Annotated in this window: 16 protein-coding genes; 8 read left to right on the forward strand and 8 right to left on the reverse strand. The window is 65.1% G+C overall.

From position 1 onward, the window contains the following. Positions 1-12: 12 nt before the first annotated feature. From JQC91_RS17805 to JQC91_RS17815, 3 genes are all read right to left on the reverse strand, one after another. Entirely contained in the window at positions 13-1302 is a 1290-nt protein-coding gene (locus tag JQC91_RS17805) for a hypothetical protein (protein WP_203288982.1), read from the reverse strand. 41 nt (positions 1303-1343) lie between these two features. After that, entirely contained in the window at positions 1344-1685 is a 342-nt protein-coding gene (locus tag JQC91_RS17810; RefSeq protein ID WP_203288984.1) for a hypothetical protein, read from the reverse strand. A gap of 381 nt (positions 1686-2066) precedes the next feature. Beyond that, a complete protein-coding gene (locus tag JQC91_RS17815) occupies positions 2067-2219 on the reverse strand; it encodes a hypothetical protein (protein ID WP_238941693.1) in 153 nt (50 codons plus the stop codon). Between the two features lie 217 nt (positions 2220-2436). Between JQC91_RS17815 and JQC91_RS17820 the strand changes: the two genes are divergently transcribed. The 4 genes from JQC91_RS17820 (at position 2437) to JQC91_RS17835 (ending at position 6390) form a co-directional block, all read left to right on the forward strand. After that, positions 2437-2943 carry a hypothetical protein gene (locus JQC91_RS17820; protein WP_203288988.1) on the forward strand — a complete coding sequence of 169 codons (507 nt, stop codon included), beginning with the start codon at positions 2437-2439 and terminating at the stop codon, positions 2941-2943. A 77-nt stretch (positions 2944-3020) separates the two neighbouring features. Beyond that, on the forward strand, positions 3021-3578 hold the full coding sequence (locus JQC91_RS17825; protein WP_203288990.1) for a hypothetical protein: 558 nt from the start codon (positions 3021-3023) through the stop codon (positions 3576-3578). A gap of 23 nt (positions 3579-3601) precedes the next feature. Continuing rightward, positions 3602-5881 (forward strand): AAA family ATPase, encoded by a 2280-nt coding sequence (locus JQC91_RS17830; protein WP_203288991.1) that lies wholly within the window; start codon positions 3602-3604, stop codon positions 5879-5881. Between the two features lie 11 nt (positions 5882-5892). Further along, positions 5893-6390, forward strand: a complete 498-nt coding sequence (locus JQC91_RS17835) for a DUF6634 family protein (RefSeq protein ID WP_203288992.1) — start codon at positions 5893-5895, stop codon at positions 6388-6390. Between the two features lie 86 nt (positions 6391-6476). Here JQC91_RS17835 and JQC91_RS17840 read toward each other — a convergent pair whose 3' ends face one another. Beyond that, positions 6477-6671, reverse strand: coding sequence for a hypothetical protein (locus tag JQC91_RS17840; protein WP_203288993.1), 195 nt, complete (start codon positions 6669-6671; stop codon positions 6477-6479). 136 nt (positions 6672-6807) lie between these two features. Continuing rightward, positions 6808-8145, reverse strand: coding sequence for a hypothetical protein (locus tag JQC91_RS17845; RefSeq protein ID WP_203288994.1), 1338 nt, complete (start codon positions 8143-8145; stop codon positions 6808-6810). A gap of 105 nt (positions 8146-8250) precedes the next feature. Here JQC91_RS17845 and JQC91_RS17850 point away from each other — a divergent pair, with 105 nt between their 5' ends. Further along, positions 8251-8505, forward strand: coding sequence for a helix-turn-helix transcriptional regulator (locus tag JQC91_RS17850; RefSeq protein WP_203288995.1), 255 nt, complete (start codon positions 8251-8253; stop codon positions 8503-8505). A 564-nt stretch (positions 8506-9069) separates the two neighbouring features. On the opposite strand, the gene JQC91_RS17855 is transcribed toward JQC91_RS17850, so the two are convergent. Together JQC91_RS17855 and JQC91_RS17860 are read right to left on the reverse strand one after the other, a co-directional pair. Continuing rightward, entirely contained in the window at positions 9070-10260 is a 1191-nt protein-coding gene (locus tag JQC91_RS17855) for a nucleotidyltransferase (protein ID WP_203288996.1), read from the reverse strand. After that, positions 10257-11333 (reverse strand): CBASS cGAMP-activated phospholipase, encoded by a 1077-nt coding sequence (locus JQC91_RS17860; protein ID WP_343070015.1) that lies wholly within the window; start codon positions 11331-11333, stop codon positions 10257-10259. The genes JQC91_RS17855 and JQC91_RS17860 overlap by 4 nt, the downstream gene beginning before the upstream one ends. 103 nt (positions 11334-11436) lie before the next feature. On the opposite strand from JQC91_RS17860, the gene JQC91_RS17865 reads away from it, so the two are divergent. The 3 genes from JQC91_RS17865 to JQC91_RS17875 all read left to right on the forward strand — a co-directional run bounded on the left by JQC91_RS17865 (position 11437) and on the right by JQC91_RS17875 (position 13949). Beyond that, positions 11437-12498 carry an XRE family transcriptional regulator gene (locus tag JQC91_RS17865; RefSeq protein ID WP_203288997.1) on the forward strand — a complete coding sequence of 354 codons (1062 nt, stop codon included), beginning with the start codon at positions 11437-11439 and terminating at the stop codon, positions 12496-12498. Positions 12499-12505: 7 nt separating this feature from the next. Then, positions 12506-13000, forward strand: a complete 495-nt coding sequence (locus JQC91_RS17870; RefSeq protein ID WP_203288999.1) for a PIN domain-containing protein — start codon at positions 12506-12508, stop codon at positions 12998-13000. Between the two features lie 85 nt (positions 13001-13085). After that, positions 13086-13949, forward strand: coding sequence for a hypothetical protein (locus tag JQC91_RS17875; protein ID WP_203289001.1), 864 nt, complete (start codon positions 13086-13088; stop codon positions 13947-13949). 847 nt (positions 13950-14796) lie between these two features. Here the strand turns inward: JQC91_RS17875 and JQC91_RS18070 are convergent. Continuing rightward, a partial coding sequence (locus tag JQC91_RS18070) for a hypothetical protein (protein ID WP_238941696.1) occupies positions 14797-15451 on the reverse strand: 655 nt, incomplete at its 5' end.

The following is a 15451-nucleotide window of genomic DNA, read 5'->3' on the forward strand; positions in this document are numbered from 1 at the left end:
GAGGATGCCCCGTCAGGGTGCGGGTGCATCGTCGTCAGCGGCCACGTGAAGAACTTGCGTTTCGGACCCCGTGGCCTGCCGCAGGACGATCGGCGGCGTGCCTGCAAGATCGGCGAAGGCGCGACGCACGTCCGCGAAGCCGCCTTGGGCCGCCCACCCGGTCAGCGCGTCGCGCACGGCTACCCGTCCGGCAATCCCGGCGATCCGATCAAGCAGCGTCTTGGCGATGCGGCACAGCGCAAGGCCAGCCGAGAGAATAGGCGTAGCCGGAACGCGCAGGATCGGCCGCGGGTCGAAACTGCGGTCGACGCGCGCGACGGACGAACCGTATAGTCGGAGGTTGTCCTCCGCACGCATCCGCCAGGCGGCGGCCAGGCGATCCGGCGCGGTGGCGAGGACCTGCTCCCGCGCGGCGATCGCCACAGGACAGGGTGGTGTCGGGGACGCCTCGCAAAGCGCCCCATGGAGCATGAGCGACACCGGGGGGACGCCGTCTTGGGGAGCGAGTACGAAGGCGTCGTCACGCACCTCGTCGACCAGCCAGCCGAGATCGGTTAAGGTCGGATCGAGACCAGATAGGAGAGCGTCCCGACTTGTCGCACCGCCCCGGGCAATGGACTTGGTCGCGCGGAGCAACCGGACCCGCGGGTCTTCTTGATCGAGTCCTGCCGCAGGTTTCGGATCAGGTGTATCCCCGGTCCCGTCGCCCTCCTCGTCAACGCGAGCTTCGATCCAGCGATCGAGCGCCGCCGCCCTCTTCTCGAGCCAAGACGGGCCACGGACCGGTGAGAGGTTCCCAGGATCGCGAGGGTCTCGCCAACCGAACGCGCCGTTCACCGCATCCTCGTATGCCGTCCATAGCGCCCGGCTCGCGGACAGAGGCGGGTGGGGGTTATACGCCCGAGGGACGCGCCGATCCATGGGCGTCGGAACCATCACGCAGCTCGGGACGAGGAGGTTCACCTCTAGCCGACCGACGTGAAGATGCGTGCTCACAATCATGGGCGGGCGCGCGTTGGGGACGATCCCAGCGAAGGCCGTTTCCCTCCATAGCTCGATCGCAGCGTCGATCCTGCGGACAGCCTCAGGGTCCCGTCGCCGCCACTTCTCGATATCGACATCATCTCTCGCAAAGCTGAGTGTCGCGCATCGGTAGCGCCGCTTGGTCTCCAGCGCATCGATGGTCCGGGCGACGACGCGGGGATCGCCACGCAGGAGCTCGGGGGCCGGATCGCGGACGATGTGCTCGCGCCGTCCTCCCATCACCACAGGCACCGTGTCATCGAGCAGATAGCCGATCACGCGGTGTGCTGGACCACTCGTATAGCGCGACCAAACCTGGATCATCCACCCCGCCCCGATACGGCGTCCAGCGTCCGGATCAGACGGTCGTCGATCCGGTCGAGCGCGCCGCAGACACGCAGCGCATCGACCGGCGGAGCCCCCTCGATGACCGAGGCGAGCAAGTTCGAGACACCGTCCATGGCAAGGCGCATCTCGTCGACGAGCTCGATCGCCTCGGGGCCGGACGAGACCGGCGCGCGGAGCGCGGCCTCGGCCACATAGCGAGACCGGGACACCGCCCGAGCCGACGCCGCCGCGCCGATGGCCTTCCATTCGCGATCCGTGAGGTGGATGCGCCGCGGCTTTGTCGGGGCCGCGCCCCTCGGGCGTCGTCTCGTCATCGTTTCTCCTACCGGCCCCGGATCAGGCCACTCGCTGTGCGGACGACGGAATGTCGTTCAACAAGCTGGAGAATGGAGGATGGCGAGGTCAGTGAAGAAGGAGTTGCACTACTTGGGATGTGGACAACTGAGGTGAAGAGAAGGCAGCCGGAGGAGGCGTTGAAGGCATCGGATCTCAACGACACAAGGCGTTCCGACCTCTTGGAACTACAGGATGCGAGTCGTCAGCCGGCCACCAACGAATGATGAGGAACTAGACCTGAGCGCGGGCGGAGGTCGAAGATCACATATCTCAATACACAACCCGAGCAGGCGTCCGTCCGGGCCGACCGTACATGCCCATGCGAGGCGCTCGGGGACCGTGATCTGCTCCGCACCCGGTCAGTCGCCCTTCCGGAGCTCCACCGCAGCGTCGTTGTCCTGGATGTCGTACCCCTGCCCGCGCAGGTGCCGCGTCAGGATCCGGCGGATCATCTCCGGACGGGACGGTTCGTCGTCGGCTCCTGCGATCAGGTCATCGAGCGCGTCGAGCACCGTCTGATGGACGCGTAGCATTACTTGATGGGTGTTTCTCTTGGGTGGTGCCATGATCGCAAATCCTCAGTCGGATACGGCCCACCAAAGAACGGAGGCCGCCGCACGAAAACCTGTTGACATAGTGATACTGGTATTGCAATAGCGTCGCGGATGACGCCGGGCTCCTACCCCCGACGCCACCCTGACCACGACACGATCTCAGGAGGATCGCACCATGGCTGAGGCCACCCATACCCGCACTGCGTCGGACGCAGAACCCACACCGTTCACCATCTCCGGCTTCGAGCGCATCGTCTCGACACTGCGCACGGCTGTCCTTCGCGAAGAACGCCTCGACACGGTCGCGCTAGACGAAGGCTCCAGCGACGTCGATCTCGGTACCGCGCAGGACGCAGCCGTCGACGCCTGGTGCGCGGCCGAAGCGGCAACCTGCGCTTTCGTCCGTGCCCATCGCGAAGCTGGCCCAGGCCCCCTCACGGAGACCGCCACGCGCATCGTCGCGATGCTCTCGCTGACAGGCGTGGACGACAAAGCGGCGCTCTTCAGGCTGGTGACCGACACGATGGTCCTGCGGACCTACGTCGCTCCCACCGGTCCCGAGGAGAAGCTTCTCGGCGACCTGCTTCCTTGGATGTACCGGGCGTCGGTGATCCAGTCGGCCTTCCTGCCCGACGACGCGACGGCCTGCGATCCGACAGGCGACTTCGCCCCCGCGGCCTGATCCCGTTTCCAGCGCCTGCCCTACGGCCGCGGACCGGTTCCGCGGCCGGCTCCCGACATCCTCGAAGGAGGCCCCTCATGGCCGTCCAGCTTTCCCTGGCGGGTCTCGACCTGCCGCGCGTGCCCGTACCTGTCGTGGCCGCGCAATCCCTCTGGAACTTCCCGAACGTCCGAGGCGAGACGATCTGCGCGAACGCGGTGCTGGTCGGGACGGCCGGTGAGGCGCTCGTCGACAGCCTCCTGATGCGCCATGGCCTTCTTCCGATGCCGGTGCCGGGCAACCTCGCGTCCGACCGGCTGGTCTACACGCCGGGTGGGCTGGCCCGCATTCAAGTGAAGACCTGCGGCACGCCCCGAGATGGCGGCTACACGTTCAGCATCGGAAAGGGCTACCGAAACGGTCCGGGAGGCGTGCGCGCCTACGACGTCGACGCCTTCGACATCTTGGCCCTCGTCTGCCTCGCCGACGATGCGGTCCTCTTCACGCACGAGATGCGTTCCGATCTGCGCATTCCGACCCGGGCGATCCCGGGACTGCGGGCCGACCCGCGAGCATCCTTGGAAGAAGCGCTCATAGGCATCGGCATCGACTTGACGGCCGATGCCTCCGACGTCGCGGCTCCACGAGCCGCCTGACCCCCACCTTTAGGGACCTCCCCATGTCCAATTTTTCCGAAGCGTCCGCGGGCGCCGTCTCTCCGCATGCCCGCATCCTACGCGCTACTCTCCGCGATCTCGTCCTGCGCCACGCCACGGTCGGTGCATCTGACGCCGACCCGATCGACGGCCTCTCCATCGAGGAACTGGAGCGCGGCATCGATGCTGCCGAGAAGGCTTCGCCGCCCTCCGTCCCGCTTGCGGTCACTATGGCCCATTCTGGCACCGTCCCGCCCCTCGCCGACGAGATGGACCCGGAGGAGATCGCCGCCTGCCTCGCCCGTGGCGATGACCCCTGCGCCGCCGGCATCGACGGCGTCGCCCCGTCACCCACGCCGCCGGTGGCCGGCCTCCTCGTGACATGCCGCCTCGCTCGGATCTTCGACGGCCCGGAGGCGATAGATGCCGCGATGGCCCCCGGTGCGCTGACGGTCGTGACCGTACCGATGCGGGCGGCGCGTGAGACGGTCATGGACGACCTCTCCGCGCTCATGCCGGCCTTCCTGCGAGCCGGGTCCCGGGCGGTCGGCTTGCGGGCACCCGAACCTGACGCTCTCCCGCGCGTCCTCATGCCCGGCGAGGAGACGGCGCAGGTCGCACGCGGCTCTCGGCGTCCGTCCCGATCGGTGGCGCAGCTCGACGACACGGTCGGTCGTGGTCTCCCCGCTATCGTGATCGTCGGTGGCCTCGACGACCTCACCACCGCCGCGCGCGCCGTGGTCAGCCGCGAGGTCAAATGGCCAATCCTCGGCGATTCCGACGTCGTCGAGCTCCTCCGCGCGACGCACTCGACCACGGGCCAGCTGTCCGAGGACGCGATCCGTGCGGCGCTCCCACCAGCGCAGGCGCTCGACGCCCTCCCCCATGCTCTGTGGCGCCGGGCTCTGGCGGAGACCTCGCCTCTTCGCGCCGCCCGTCAACTTGCCGCCTTCGCCGAGGCTCTGCCGCGGCCCTCCGGTCCGACCCTCTCCGACCTCCACGTGCCGCCCCGGGTTCGCAACGCACTAGACGGCCTCGCCGCCGATCTGCGCGCCTGGAAGGCCGGTCGCCTTGCATGGACGAACGTCTCGCCAAGTCTGCTCTTCGCCGGGCCGCCCGGCACGGGCAAGACCCTTGCCGCTGCGTGTATCGCGGGGTCGGCGGATGCGACCTTCGTCTCCACCTCCTTCGCGGACTGTCAACGGTACGGCCACATGGGGGACTACCTCGCGGCGATGTCCGACAGGGTGGAAGAGGCGATCGCTCGCACCCCAAGCGTCTTCTTCCTGGACGAGTTGGACAGCTTCGGGACGCGCGATCCACGCGCGCGGAACGGCCGGTACATGGCCGCAGTCGTCAACGGGCTGCTGGAACAGTTGTCCCGATTGCACGCGACACCCGGCGTTGCCGTCATCGGCGCTACGAACCATCCCGACCGGGTGGATCCGGCGATCGTGCGCGCAGGTCGCTTCGATCGGCACCTGCCTCTCGATCTACCGGACCGCGCCGGGATCGAGGCCATCCTACGGTCCCACGTCGAAACCGCGATCGGCGGCGGCACCGCAGAGATCGATATTCGATCCGTGGCCAGCAACCTCGTCGGACGTTCCGGCGCCGATGCGGCCGCCGTGGTCCGGCTCGCGGCCGGGATGGCTCGACGACGCGGCGACGCCCTGAACGCGGACGACCTAGCCCATGCCGCCCATGAGATCGCCCCGGCCCACGACGCGGCGACCGTGCATGCCACCGCCGTCCATGAGGCGGGCCATGTCATCGTCGCGGCCGTCTTGGGTCTGCCGCTCTCCGGCCCCGCCCGGCTGACCCATCGTGGCGGCGAGGTGGAGGTCGCGATGCCCGCGCTCATGACGTCCGACACAGTCGACACCCGGCTCGTGGCGCTCCTCGCCGGACGGGCAGCCGAGGGAGTCCTCCTCGGCAGGGTCAGCCATGGGGCCGGGTTGGGCGAGGGATCGGACCTCGACCGCGCGACGGACCTCGCGCTGCGGGCGGAGACCGAGTGGGGACTGGAGGGGAGTCGGCTGAACACGCCCGTCCCGCGCGCGAGACGATGCGAGCTGCCCCTTGGCGTTCGACGGAAGCTCGAACTGCGGCTGGCCGCGGCGGACCGTCGAGCGCGGGAGATCGTGTCGGCGCACCGCAGCGACGTGCTCCGCATCGCGCACGCGCTTCGGTCCGAGCGCGAGCTGAGCCCGATGCGGTTGGCGGAACTGACCGCGCCGCTCCGCAGCGTCGGCGACGACACCGTAGCGAGCTCCCCGCACCTCGCAGCCACACTTCACTGAAGGACCATTCGATGACCGATACATCCAGAGGACCCCGTCCCGACATCATCCTCCGCGAGATCGCCGCGCTGCTTCCGGCATTCGAGGACGTCGTCCGCGGCGGCCCCGAACCGGCAGACCTGAAGGACGCGCCCATCATGGCTAACTGGTCCTATGCCGCGCGCGGGCCGTTCCCGGCGATCGCGGGGCTCGTTGCGGGCCATCCGATCCTCCCAGAGACCGCCATCGTGACATCGCAGACGGTCTGGTGCGATCCTGACGCGGGCCACGCGCGGACCCGGTCACGGTGGTACCGGCTCGGACCGCGGTCTCACATCGTACCGGCGGTCTCTTTCCGCGGTCGGATCCTGCCACCCCTCACCGACGTTCAAGCGCGGGAGTCGATGGTTCAAGCCCCGACGATCCTCCTCGGCGCCGCGCGCGACCTCCGCGCGCGGGACCTGGCGGATCGGCTTGCGGCGGTCGTCGCAGCATGGCCGCCCGAGACCCAGCGCGGGAGGCTCCAATGACGACGCCCTTCCCCGCGCCCTCCACGGCGATCGCTGCCCGCTACCGCGCGTAGATGAGGACGCGCCGAGCTTGGCTCGCCACCCTATCAGACGACACCCGAGCCGCCCGCAACCGAAGCGACGTCATCTACGCGCTCCTGCGCCGCCACGTCGACGTCATCGCGTCGCTCTGTCCAACGAACGAGGATGATCTCGCGGCGCAGATCCACGTCCATTGGATCGAGCACGGGCCGCATTGGCAACGCGACGACGAGCACGTCCTCGACGATGCGGAGCCGCATGACCGGTATGTCGCAATGCTCTGGCGTGCGGTCACCGGGAGGGACGGATGGCCAAGAGGCCCGACCGGAAGAGAAGCGGAGTTGCAATAGGAACAACTACTCCCCCACAGATCAGCCAACGTTGGATGACCGCTGGCTAAGGCAGGCTGGACCGCGTGACGTAGATCGTGCGGTCCCCCTGCCCGTCTACGACCCACAACATCGACTTCGCGGAGATGCGGTCCGAGTATCCCGCACGGGGGTCGTGCAGCGGGATAGGCGTGTTCGTCAGATCGCCCGCATAGTACAGATGCGCGGCCGCCGACGTCGTACCCGGCCCGCCGAGTTCCTGCTCCTGATAGCCGACGAGGGTCTCGATACGGTCCATCGACGCGATCGCCGCCGGGTCGAACGGGGCGGTCGCGGCCTCGGTATCGTATCGCACACCGGTCAGCTCCGCGGCCGTGACCGCTTCGACCAAGATGTCGACGTCTCCAACTTTTTCCAGGTGGAGGAGGCCGCACCGATCCACGACGCCCGGCGTCGAGCAGTCCAACGCGCCGAAAGGCCGGGGTGCGTCGAAGCCGAACGACCGTCGTGTGCCCTGCTGGAACGCCGTCCGCGCAGCCTCCTCGGTAGGGCCAAAGGCCAGCGTCAGGTCGCGGTATTGATCGAGAGGCCGCTGGGTTTTCAGTTCTCCATCAATGATCGAGAACAAGACCCCGGAGAAGTTACCTCCCGTACCGAAGACGAAGGGCTGGGCTTCCAGGAAGGGGAGGATCTCGGCCCACGTCGAACCGGCCACCGGGATCGATAGCGTCTCCCCAATCGACCCGGCGACGGCATCCGCGTCCAGATCACCGCCATTGTCATCGGGCAACTCCCGGAAGGTCGGCGTGTAGCGACCGAGTTCGTCGCCGACGGCACCCGTGACGACGACTTCCGCGATCCGTCCTTCGATGGCACCGGCCCGGACGACCGACGGCGCCAGCCGGTCGAGCGTTACCGAGACCGTCACGCCGCGAAGACCCGCATCCGTCTGCGCTACTACGTCCCGTCCCTGATCGCTAGGCACCGGGAAGATCCGTGCATCCGAAGCATTGCGGTAAGTAATCGGCGTCGATCCCCCAACGAAGGTACCGGGCGCAAAGACGTCGAGCGGAAAGCCCCCTGCCCCGGCATCGTACTCCCCAAGACGCCCTCGCAGGTTGATCTGAATCGCCGTCTCCTCGTCGAAGTCCGACCAGAGCTCATTGAGCCGGGCGACCTCCGCGGCGACGGCATCCGCCCTGTCGAACTCGTCCGCCGATCTGACCGTAGGACTCGCTCGTGCCAACGCTTCGAAGTTCGGCACCTCCCCGGAGAGCCTCGACAGAAGCAATATGCGCACCTCGTCAGTCGGGCCAACGATGGGTTCGTCCGCAGTCGCAGACGAGACTGCGAGGATCAAGGCAAGGGCCGTTCCGAGGGAAAGGCAGGCGTATCGTCTGGGCATGGGGGCGGTCCGTTCGTGCGCGAGGCGTCGCGCCTCGAAGTGACTATAGTCGTTTGTGACTATAGTCGTTAGCCGTGCGGATCAACCGGCCGAATACCCTCCGGGATGGACCGCAGAGACGACGCAGCCATCGACGCTTTCGCGCGCACCCTCCAGAGCCGTCGGCGCGCACAGGGGCTGTCGCAGGAAGAACTTGCCTATCGCGCGGGCCTATCCACGAGCTACATCTCGCTGCTCGAGACTCGCCGGCGACAGCCCACGCTCAGCGTGATGGTGGGACTGGCCAGGGAACTCGGCATCTCCCTTACCGTGATGGCGGAGGACATCGAGGCTTCGCACGGAAGGGCGGAGAGCCGCTAGCGGCCCGAAGCGGACCTTGAGGTAGAACCCGGGCGCTGCGGCGCGGCGAAGGCTCACACAATTTCTCGCCTAACAATCCGCTAGCGATCTTGCGCTGCAAACTTACGGCGCTCCTCCCTGTTCCCGGTGCAGGGGGCGTTCGGGTCTGGGTGCTGCCCACCCCCGCCCCATTCATTCGTCGCCAGCCAGTGCTCGAAGTAGGCGAGCCACAAGAACGACCATGGTACGATCGTCTGGTCCAGGCGCCGCGTGCCGTCCCATTCTTCGGTGCCTGGCAGGTATAGGCAGAGGCGATCTGGGTTGTGGTAGAGGTGCGGCGGCGTCCGTCCTCCACTCAGCTCGCGGAGGTCATGGCTCACGACGGTGACGGACGGCGCCGCGTCCCGTGAGTAGTGAAGGCGCAGCCGGTAGGTGCGAGATAGCGCGTCCGGGCAGGCGTCGAACTTCCAGACTAGTTCGGTTGCTGTCAGTCGTCCGTCTGCCCCGATGAGGAGAGGATTTGTCCGCAGGAACAGGTGCTGTTGCGCGAGCGTCAGCACCTTGCGTTCCCACGCCGTGCGCATCTCAGTCGCCGAAGAAGGTGTTGGATTGGACCGGCGTCGATGCTGGGGCCGGGGTCGTGATGAGTCCCGCCGACGGGGCGAGCCAAAGTTGTCCCGACTTCCGAGCCTCGGTCAACCGATCCTGATGGCGGCTCATCACGCGAACCCCCGCCTGACCGAAGCCTGCCTCCATGCGATTGCGGACCCGGTCTAGCCCAGAGGTGTCTCGAAGGACCTCCAGATCTTCCAGCGCCTTTGCATGCCAGCCGAAGAACGCTTCCGCCCGTTCGGGCTCACGGTTCCACCTGTCCGCGAAGTTCTCGCCCTGCGTCGTCTCGTTCCAGACCGCGTAGGCCGGGCGGCCATCGATCAACGGGCGTTCGATGAACAGGGGCATCGCTCGGACCGTGGCGATCAGCACATCGAGCTCGTCCTCATAGACCTCCCGCAGAACGACGGCTTCGTAGGCTCTCATCGTGAGTGTCGTGATGATGATCGAGATCGGAGCAACATCCTCGCGGACGTCCAGGAAGTGCACGTCGCGATGGCGCTTCAGGATCTGCACGATGCGGTTCAATACGTTCTCGAGCGTGAGCGTGGCCGGAAACGGCTCGGCCTCGGCGCGGTTCTGCGACTCGGCGAAGCGCTTGACGATCTGAGGGGTCAGCGCGGCCCGCCTTTCGAAGAGCTTGCGATACCCCCGCGGGTTCGTCGGATGCCACGATGACAAAGCTCTGTCCGGCACCAGTTCCCCTCCGTTTGGGCAGAGGATGTTCGCGATCGTCGGCGACAGATCGAGGTGGAACTCGCCTGCATAGTTGAGGCGCCAGCAGCGCTTCTTCTCCTGGAGCATGTGCGCGTAGCGGCCATGCTCGCGAAGCCGCCTCCCGACCGCCGCCTTGACCGCCGCGGGGTCCGTGCTGCGGCTTACGCCAAGCAGGAGGCAGATCAGATCGATGTCGAACTCCATCCGGCCAATGGGCTTGATGGTCGTGCCGAGACCGCCGCTGCCATGCAGGTAGACCAGTGTAGACGCCAGCAGCGGGTCGTCGGAGCTGACGATCCACGTCGCCACAGCCTCGTAGGCGGAGCAGGCACGTTCGAACTGCTCCTTCGTCGGCGCAAGGTCCTCGCAGATCTCAACAAGAAGGCGATAGAGTTCCACACGCCGGAGGCGGTCCTGCGGGGTGAGTGGGCGGAACGGGGCGTTCATGCTGCGTGACCCTTTGCGGCTGAGATGGGGTGGTACGGCTCGAAAGGGGCAGCTGGGGCCGCGAAGAATACGGGCTCGAGGATCGGCTGCGCTTGTCGTGCGGCGGAGACGCCGAGTCCCTTGAGGCGGTCGATCTTGGTCGCGTCGTCGAGACTGAAGAAGTTCGCTGGCACGGGCGTCGCGTAGCGATGGATCGTATTGCCCTGGTGGGGGTGCCCAGTGAGCAGCTTTGCCATGCCCATGGCACCTCTGGACTGACCATCCATCAATAGTCGCGTCAGTCCGCTGATCCCGAGATCCTTGAAGCCGGCCGCATCGTTGAAGAGGTAGACCTCCTCGCCGCAGCCGAGGCTTAGGATGCGCAGGTCCTCGCCCGGCCAACCGAGCAGCGTCGTCGCTTCCACCGCCGCCACGCCGATCGGGTTGTTTGCCCAGACGCCTCCGTCGAGGAGGCCGGTCGCATCGACGGTGCGATGCCGCGCGAAGTAGGTCGGTGCGGCCGCGGTCGCCATGGCCGCGTCGAGCGCTGGCTTGCGGTAGTCCGTCTTCAGCCGTGGGTGATGCGCCGTCTTGTATATGTAGACGCTGCGGCGATCCGCGTCCCAAGCCGGAATTATGAGGCGCGTGCGAGCATCGCCGAGTATCCGATCACCGAGGACGCCGTGCAGCGCGGTCCGAAGCACCTCCGCATCATGCTTTGGGCGGAAGAACTGGCGACCGAACGTCCGTGCCTTCTCTCGCAACCATCTCCGGCCGGCCCCGCGTTCCGGTCCTTCCCGGAAGATGATCGGCCCACGGGTCTCGTAGAGGTCGAGGAGCTCGGACGCGCGCAGGCCCATCGCGAGCCCGATGGCAAGGATGCCGCCTGTCGAAGTTCCAGCGATCAGATCGAAATACGATCCGATCGGCTCGTCGAGGTCCTTCTCCAGCGTGGCAAGGAACGCCGCCGGTTCGATGCCGCGGATGCCGCCGCCGTCGATGCTCAGGACACGCCGAACCCATAGCCCTACTTTCTCTGCCTCTTGACTCCGCACTAACTCATTCCCGCCCGGTTTACGGAACACTCTGTTCACAACTCGATTGTAAACCTAGGCGGCCGGACTATGTGCCGCAAGGTCTCCGGTTTACAAAATCGTGGACTGTGCGCATGAATGTAACCTGTAGGGAGAGACGACCATGATCGGACGACGTTTGAAGTCCGCGCGCACGGCAGCCGGTCTGTCGCTGCGTGCCTTGGCGGAAACGATGGATCGCAAGGTTTCTGCGCAAGCCATCGGTAAGTACGAGCGCGACGAGGACATGCCGCGCTCCTCTGTGCTCTCCGCACTCGCGCAGGCTCTCGATGTCGAAATCGATTACCTGCTCGGAGACGGTGACCTGCAGCTCGAGGGGGTCGAATTTCGCAAGCCGGCTTCGACCTCGCGCAAGGAGGCCGCTGCGATCGAGGCCAGAACGCTCGCCTTCATCGAACGTTATCTCCTTGTCGAGGAAATGCTGCGCCTGCCCACGTTGCACTGGGTGCCGCCGAGCTCCCCCGCGTTCAAAATCGCGTCCGTCGAGCAGGCGGATGGCGCCGCTGATGCGCTGCGCCACGAATGGGATCTCGGTGGCGATCCTGTACCGAAGCTCGCTGAGCTACTGGAGGAGCATGGAATTAAGATCGTGTCGGTTGACTCCCCACGGGTCGATGGGCTCGCGGCGAGGGTCGAGCGTGATGGTCATCCGCCGGTACCCATCATTATGATCGCTAAGGGTGCTTGGTCCGAACGTAAGCGGTTCAGTCTCGCGCACGAACTGGCGCATTTGGTCCTGGATGTGGCCGACGGCGTCGATTCTGAGAAGGTCGCAAACCGTTTTGCTGGCGCCTTCCTAGTGCCGGGCGAGGTGCTGCGCCAAGAGATCGGCCAGCGGCGCAAGGAGATCAGCTTGGGCGAGCTTCGCGTGCTGAAGCGCCGCTACGGCGTCAGCCTTCAGGCGCTCACGTACCGCTGCAAGGACCTCGAGATCATAAATCGGTCGCTCTACCGCGATCTCTTCGATCTCTACGACCGCTATGGCTGGCGGGCAGAACCCTACGAGGAACCGGAGGCCTTCGATCCCGAACGCGAAGAGCCGATGCGATTCCGTCGACTGTGTTTCCGTGCGCTTTCCGAGGGGCTTATTGGGGAGCCCCGCGCGGCCGAACTGCTTGGAATGACCGTTCGCGGGCTGGAGAAGGAGCTCGACGCCGTGGCATAACGGCGCGATGCCGATCCTCGTCTCCGACACCTCCGTGCTCATCGACATCGAGCGCGCCGGTCTGACGGCGCGCCTTTTCGCGTTGCCGCACGATTTCGTGGTGCCCGATCTTCTCTTCGACCAAGAGTTGGCCCCCCATGGTGGCGACGACCTCGTCGCACGTGGACTGCAGATCGAAGATCTTTCAGGGGCAGAGGTACAGTTGGCCGCGCAAGTGCGGCGGCACAACGGCGCGCTTTCCTTGCCGGATGCCTATGCCTTCAGCCTTGCACGCGAGCGTGGCTGGACGCTCCTGACCGGCGACGGTCAGCTGCGCGCACTTGCCCGGCGCGCGCGACTTCCCATGCACGGCGTCCTCTGGCTTTTCGACGAGTTGGAAGTGCATGAGGTCTGCTCGAGCAAAGAGCTCAATGACGGCTTGACGGCTCTTTCCGCGCATCCGCGCTGTCGCCTGCCCAGAGCGGAAATACGTCTGCGGCTCGACCGCTATCGGTCGACATAAGGCACATGTTCGGGTCGTCGGGCCGGACCTCAGTCGGGATGATGCTTGGTACTGGTCGCATTACGAGAGCTACAGTCTTACGGTGATGCAGATGCTCACCTCGATCGAATATCACGGATCTCCCAATACGACGGCTTCCTGTGTACGGGCTGTCGAACGTCTGCTCCTGCACGATCCGCGTATCGAAGACGCGCGACTCCTGACGTGCCGTAAGGGCCACGATGCCCGGCATGGCCTTCTACTTGCGACCGATGACGGCCCCGTCGCAATCCGGACCGGCTTCACGTCGGGCTACCCAGGAGAGGGGCCGCGCGGTCTCGGTCGGAGCCTTCATCTCCTCGACCTTCACCGGATCATGGTCGGCGAGATACATGTATCGATAGATCTCCTGGATCGGCTGGATCGATGTGTGCTGACCACTGACGACCTCCGCCAGATCGAGAGTACACGGCCGACGTACGGACCGGACGTCTATGACTATGTCCACCCTTACGTGACATCGTTTGCTCCTGAGGGAAGCGCATGGCATGCAAGCCAGGCGTCCATTCCCTACGCCGTCCTCGACCCGCGGCTGTTCGATCTTGCCGTCGACTTCTGGGTCGATCCCGATGCGGCCCTCATGAAGGCGTTTCGAAAACTGGAAACCATCATCGCCGAGCGCCTACTCGCGAACGGAATTGATCCGAACGACATGCCGGCGAGCAAGCTCTTTCCCGTAGCGTTCAATAGGCCCGATGGTCCCCTGACTTGGCGGGACCTATCGTCGGGTGAGGTGGTCGGTCGGGTCAACCTGTTTGTCGGGACCTACTCGGCCTACCGAAATGCTCGCGTGCATCGCGAGGGCGAGGTGGACGAGCAGCAGGCGCTGATCGAGCTGCTTGCGGTAAACCACCTCTTCCTGCTCGAGGGGCGCGCGGTAGAGCGTGAAAGGACGATGGCCAACCCGTAGCTGATCGGCTGTTCCAAGCCTCTGCGTTCCTGCCGAGCCAGATCAAATGTCGATAAAAGAGCTCGGCGCTTTGGTGCGGCTCCATTTAAGCAGGCGGTCAATCGGGCAGCGTTCAAAAATATTTCTGCGTGAGAGCAATACGGGTCTCAAAACAATTAATCTCTTGTTTTCTATGGCCGCTTTAAAGAATAGTCATTCTCTAAAACGGAGGGTCACTTAGATGGGTCGAGTGCTCGTAGCGCCACGCGGCGTTCGCCCAAGCGTTTCTTTGAGCATTGCGACGAGCATAGTTTGGTCCATCCACGACTGGAAGTTTGGCGTATCCTACTCCTTTCGTTGCAGACATGCGCCGGCGGCAATCGCTGGTGAAGCGTTCTGCCTTTTCGCATTGTTCTTGAATTGCGCTGAACGTTGCATTTGGGGCCACTCGCATTTGGGGTCTGTAGCGAAGGTAGCGAGGTAAATCGGTATTCAGAGGCCAATAGACTGCGGGTGGAGCCTCGATCGGTTTCGCTGCAGTTAATGGAAGTAACACTGTACTGGAGTCTAGAAGGCGACCTTCGGATTCAACCCAATAATGGGACGCAGTTCCAAGATCCGTGCTGCCCCCAAAACCATGAAATGCCGCACCAGAGCTTCTGCGACTTGGCACGAGCGCAGCAAAGTCACCGCCGATGACTGTTGCCTCATACGTCCCGTCTCTCAGGAGAGCTGCAAGAGCGTAAGTCGCATACATACATCGCTGTCCCGCATTATCGGGAAACGCTTGCCGAAGTGCTCGATTGACTAAGGCCATGGCACGAATTGATAGAGGGCGATGCTTCATGGCTCATAGACCGGCAAAATATCAAGAACTCCTATCGTGATCGCTCCACCGAATAGAGAACTTCCTATCGTTGAGTTCGTTTCCGAATGCCCCGGCCATGTCTCGCATAACGGCATCTACTGTCTGATCGACAGCTCCTATCGGACCCACCTCGTAAATTGCCGAGGCGGCTGCGGCGGGGATGTTCCTCGACGGCTCATCGTCGCCTCGTTCGCCAACCATCCCCGCGCCATCTCGATTGTCCACGAAGGCCTGCATGCCGTAGCCGAGGGTGGGGTCGCCACGATGGCCTCGCACGCTCCGTATCCAGATCAGGGCATCCAAGATCGGGCATGTGAGCCACGCCGGCCTGATTTCCGGCACCATGTCGTCCATGGTTTGCTGGTACATAGCGTACTGAAACGCACCTCGGCCGTTGCGAAACCAGGTGTGGCTGACATCCCTCCAGCCGCCGCCACCAAGGTTGTCGCGTGATGCGCGAGTTCGCCCCCCAAGAATGGGAACGGCCCGACGAAACGCGGACCCTCGCGTCTCGTTCGCCCATTCGTTCTTGTTCGCAAAGATTGCCCTGAAGCGCCCCGAGTTTCTCGGAGGCTTCTGACTGTGAGAGGATGGAGCCATGGGGAAGACATCGAAGAGATACGCGCCTGAGGTGCGCGAACGGGCGGTTCGAATG

The organism is Jannaschia sp. Os4 (assembly GCF_016820245.1).
Classification (GTDB): Bacteria; Pseudomonadota; Alphaproteobacteria; order Rhodobacterales; family Rhodobacteraceae; genus Jannaschia.

Bases quoted from the DNA above. Each gene is read 5' to 3' on its own strand.
- JQC91_RS17840 (WP_203288993.1), bottom strand. From the start codon at position 6,671: ATGCGGCTCCGCATCGTCGAGGACGTGCTCGTCGTCGCGTTGCCAATG.
- JQC91_RS17875 (WP_203289001.1), top strand. From the start codon at position 13,086: ATGCAGATGCTCACCTCGATCGAATATCACGGATCTCCCAATACGACG.
- JQC91_RS17855 (WP_203288996.1), bottom strand. From the start codon at position 10,260: ATGAACGCCCCGTTCCGCCCACTCACCCCGCAGGACCGCCTCCGGCGT.
- JQC91_RS17845 (WP_203288994.1), bottom strand. From the start codon at position 8,145: ATGCCCAGACGATACGCCTGCCTTTCCCTCGGAACGGCCCTTGCCTTG.
- JQC91_RS17820 (WP_203288988.1), top strand. From the start codon at position 2,437: ATGGCTGAGGCCACCCATACCCGCACTGCGTCGGACGCAGAACCCACA.
- JQC91_RS17870 (WP_203288999.1), top strand. From the start codon at position 12,506: ATGCCGATCCTCGTCTCCGACACCTCCGTGCTCATCGACATCGAGCGC.
- JQC91_RS17850 (WP_203288995.1), top strand. From the start codon at position 8,251: ATGGACCGCAGAGACGACGCAGCCATCGACGCTTTCGCGCGCACCCTC.
- JQC91_RS17825 (WP_203288990.1), top strand. From the start codon at position 3,021: ATGGCCGTCCAGCTTTCCCTGGCGGGTCTCGACCTGCCGCGCGTGCCC.
- JQC91_RS17830 (WP_203288991.1), top strand. From the start codon at position 3,602: ATGTCCAATTTTTCCGAAGCGTCCGCGGGCGCCGTCTCTCCGCATGCC.
- JQC91_RS17835 (WP_203288992.1), top strand. From the start codon at position 5,893: ATGACCGATACATCCAGAGGACCCCGTCCCGACATCATCCTCCGCGAG.
- JQC91_RS17810 (WP_203288984.1), bottom strand. From the start codon at position 1,685: ATGACGAGACGACGCCCGAGGGGCGCGGCCCCGACAAAGCCGCGGCGC.
- JQC91_RS17865 (WP_203288997.1), top strand. From the start codon at position 11,437: ATGATCGGACGACGTTTGAAGTCCGCGCGCACGGCAGCCGGTCTGTCG.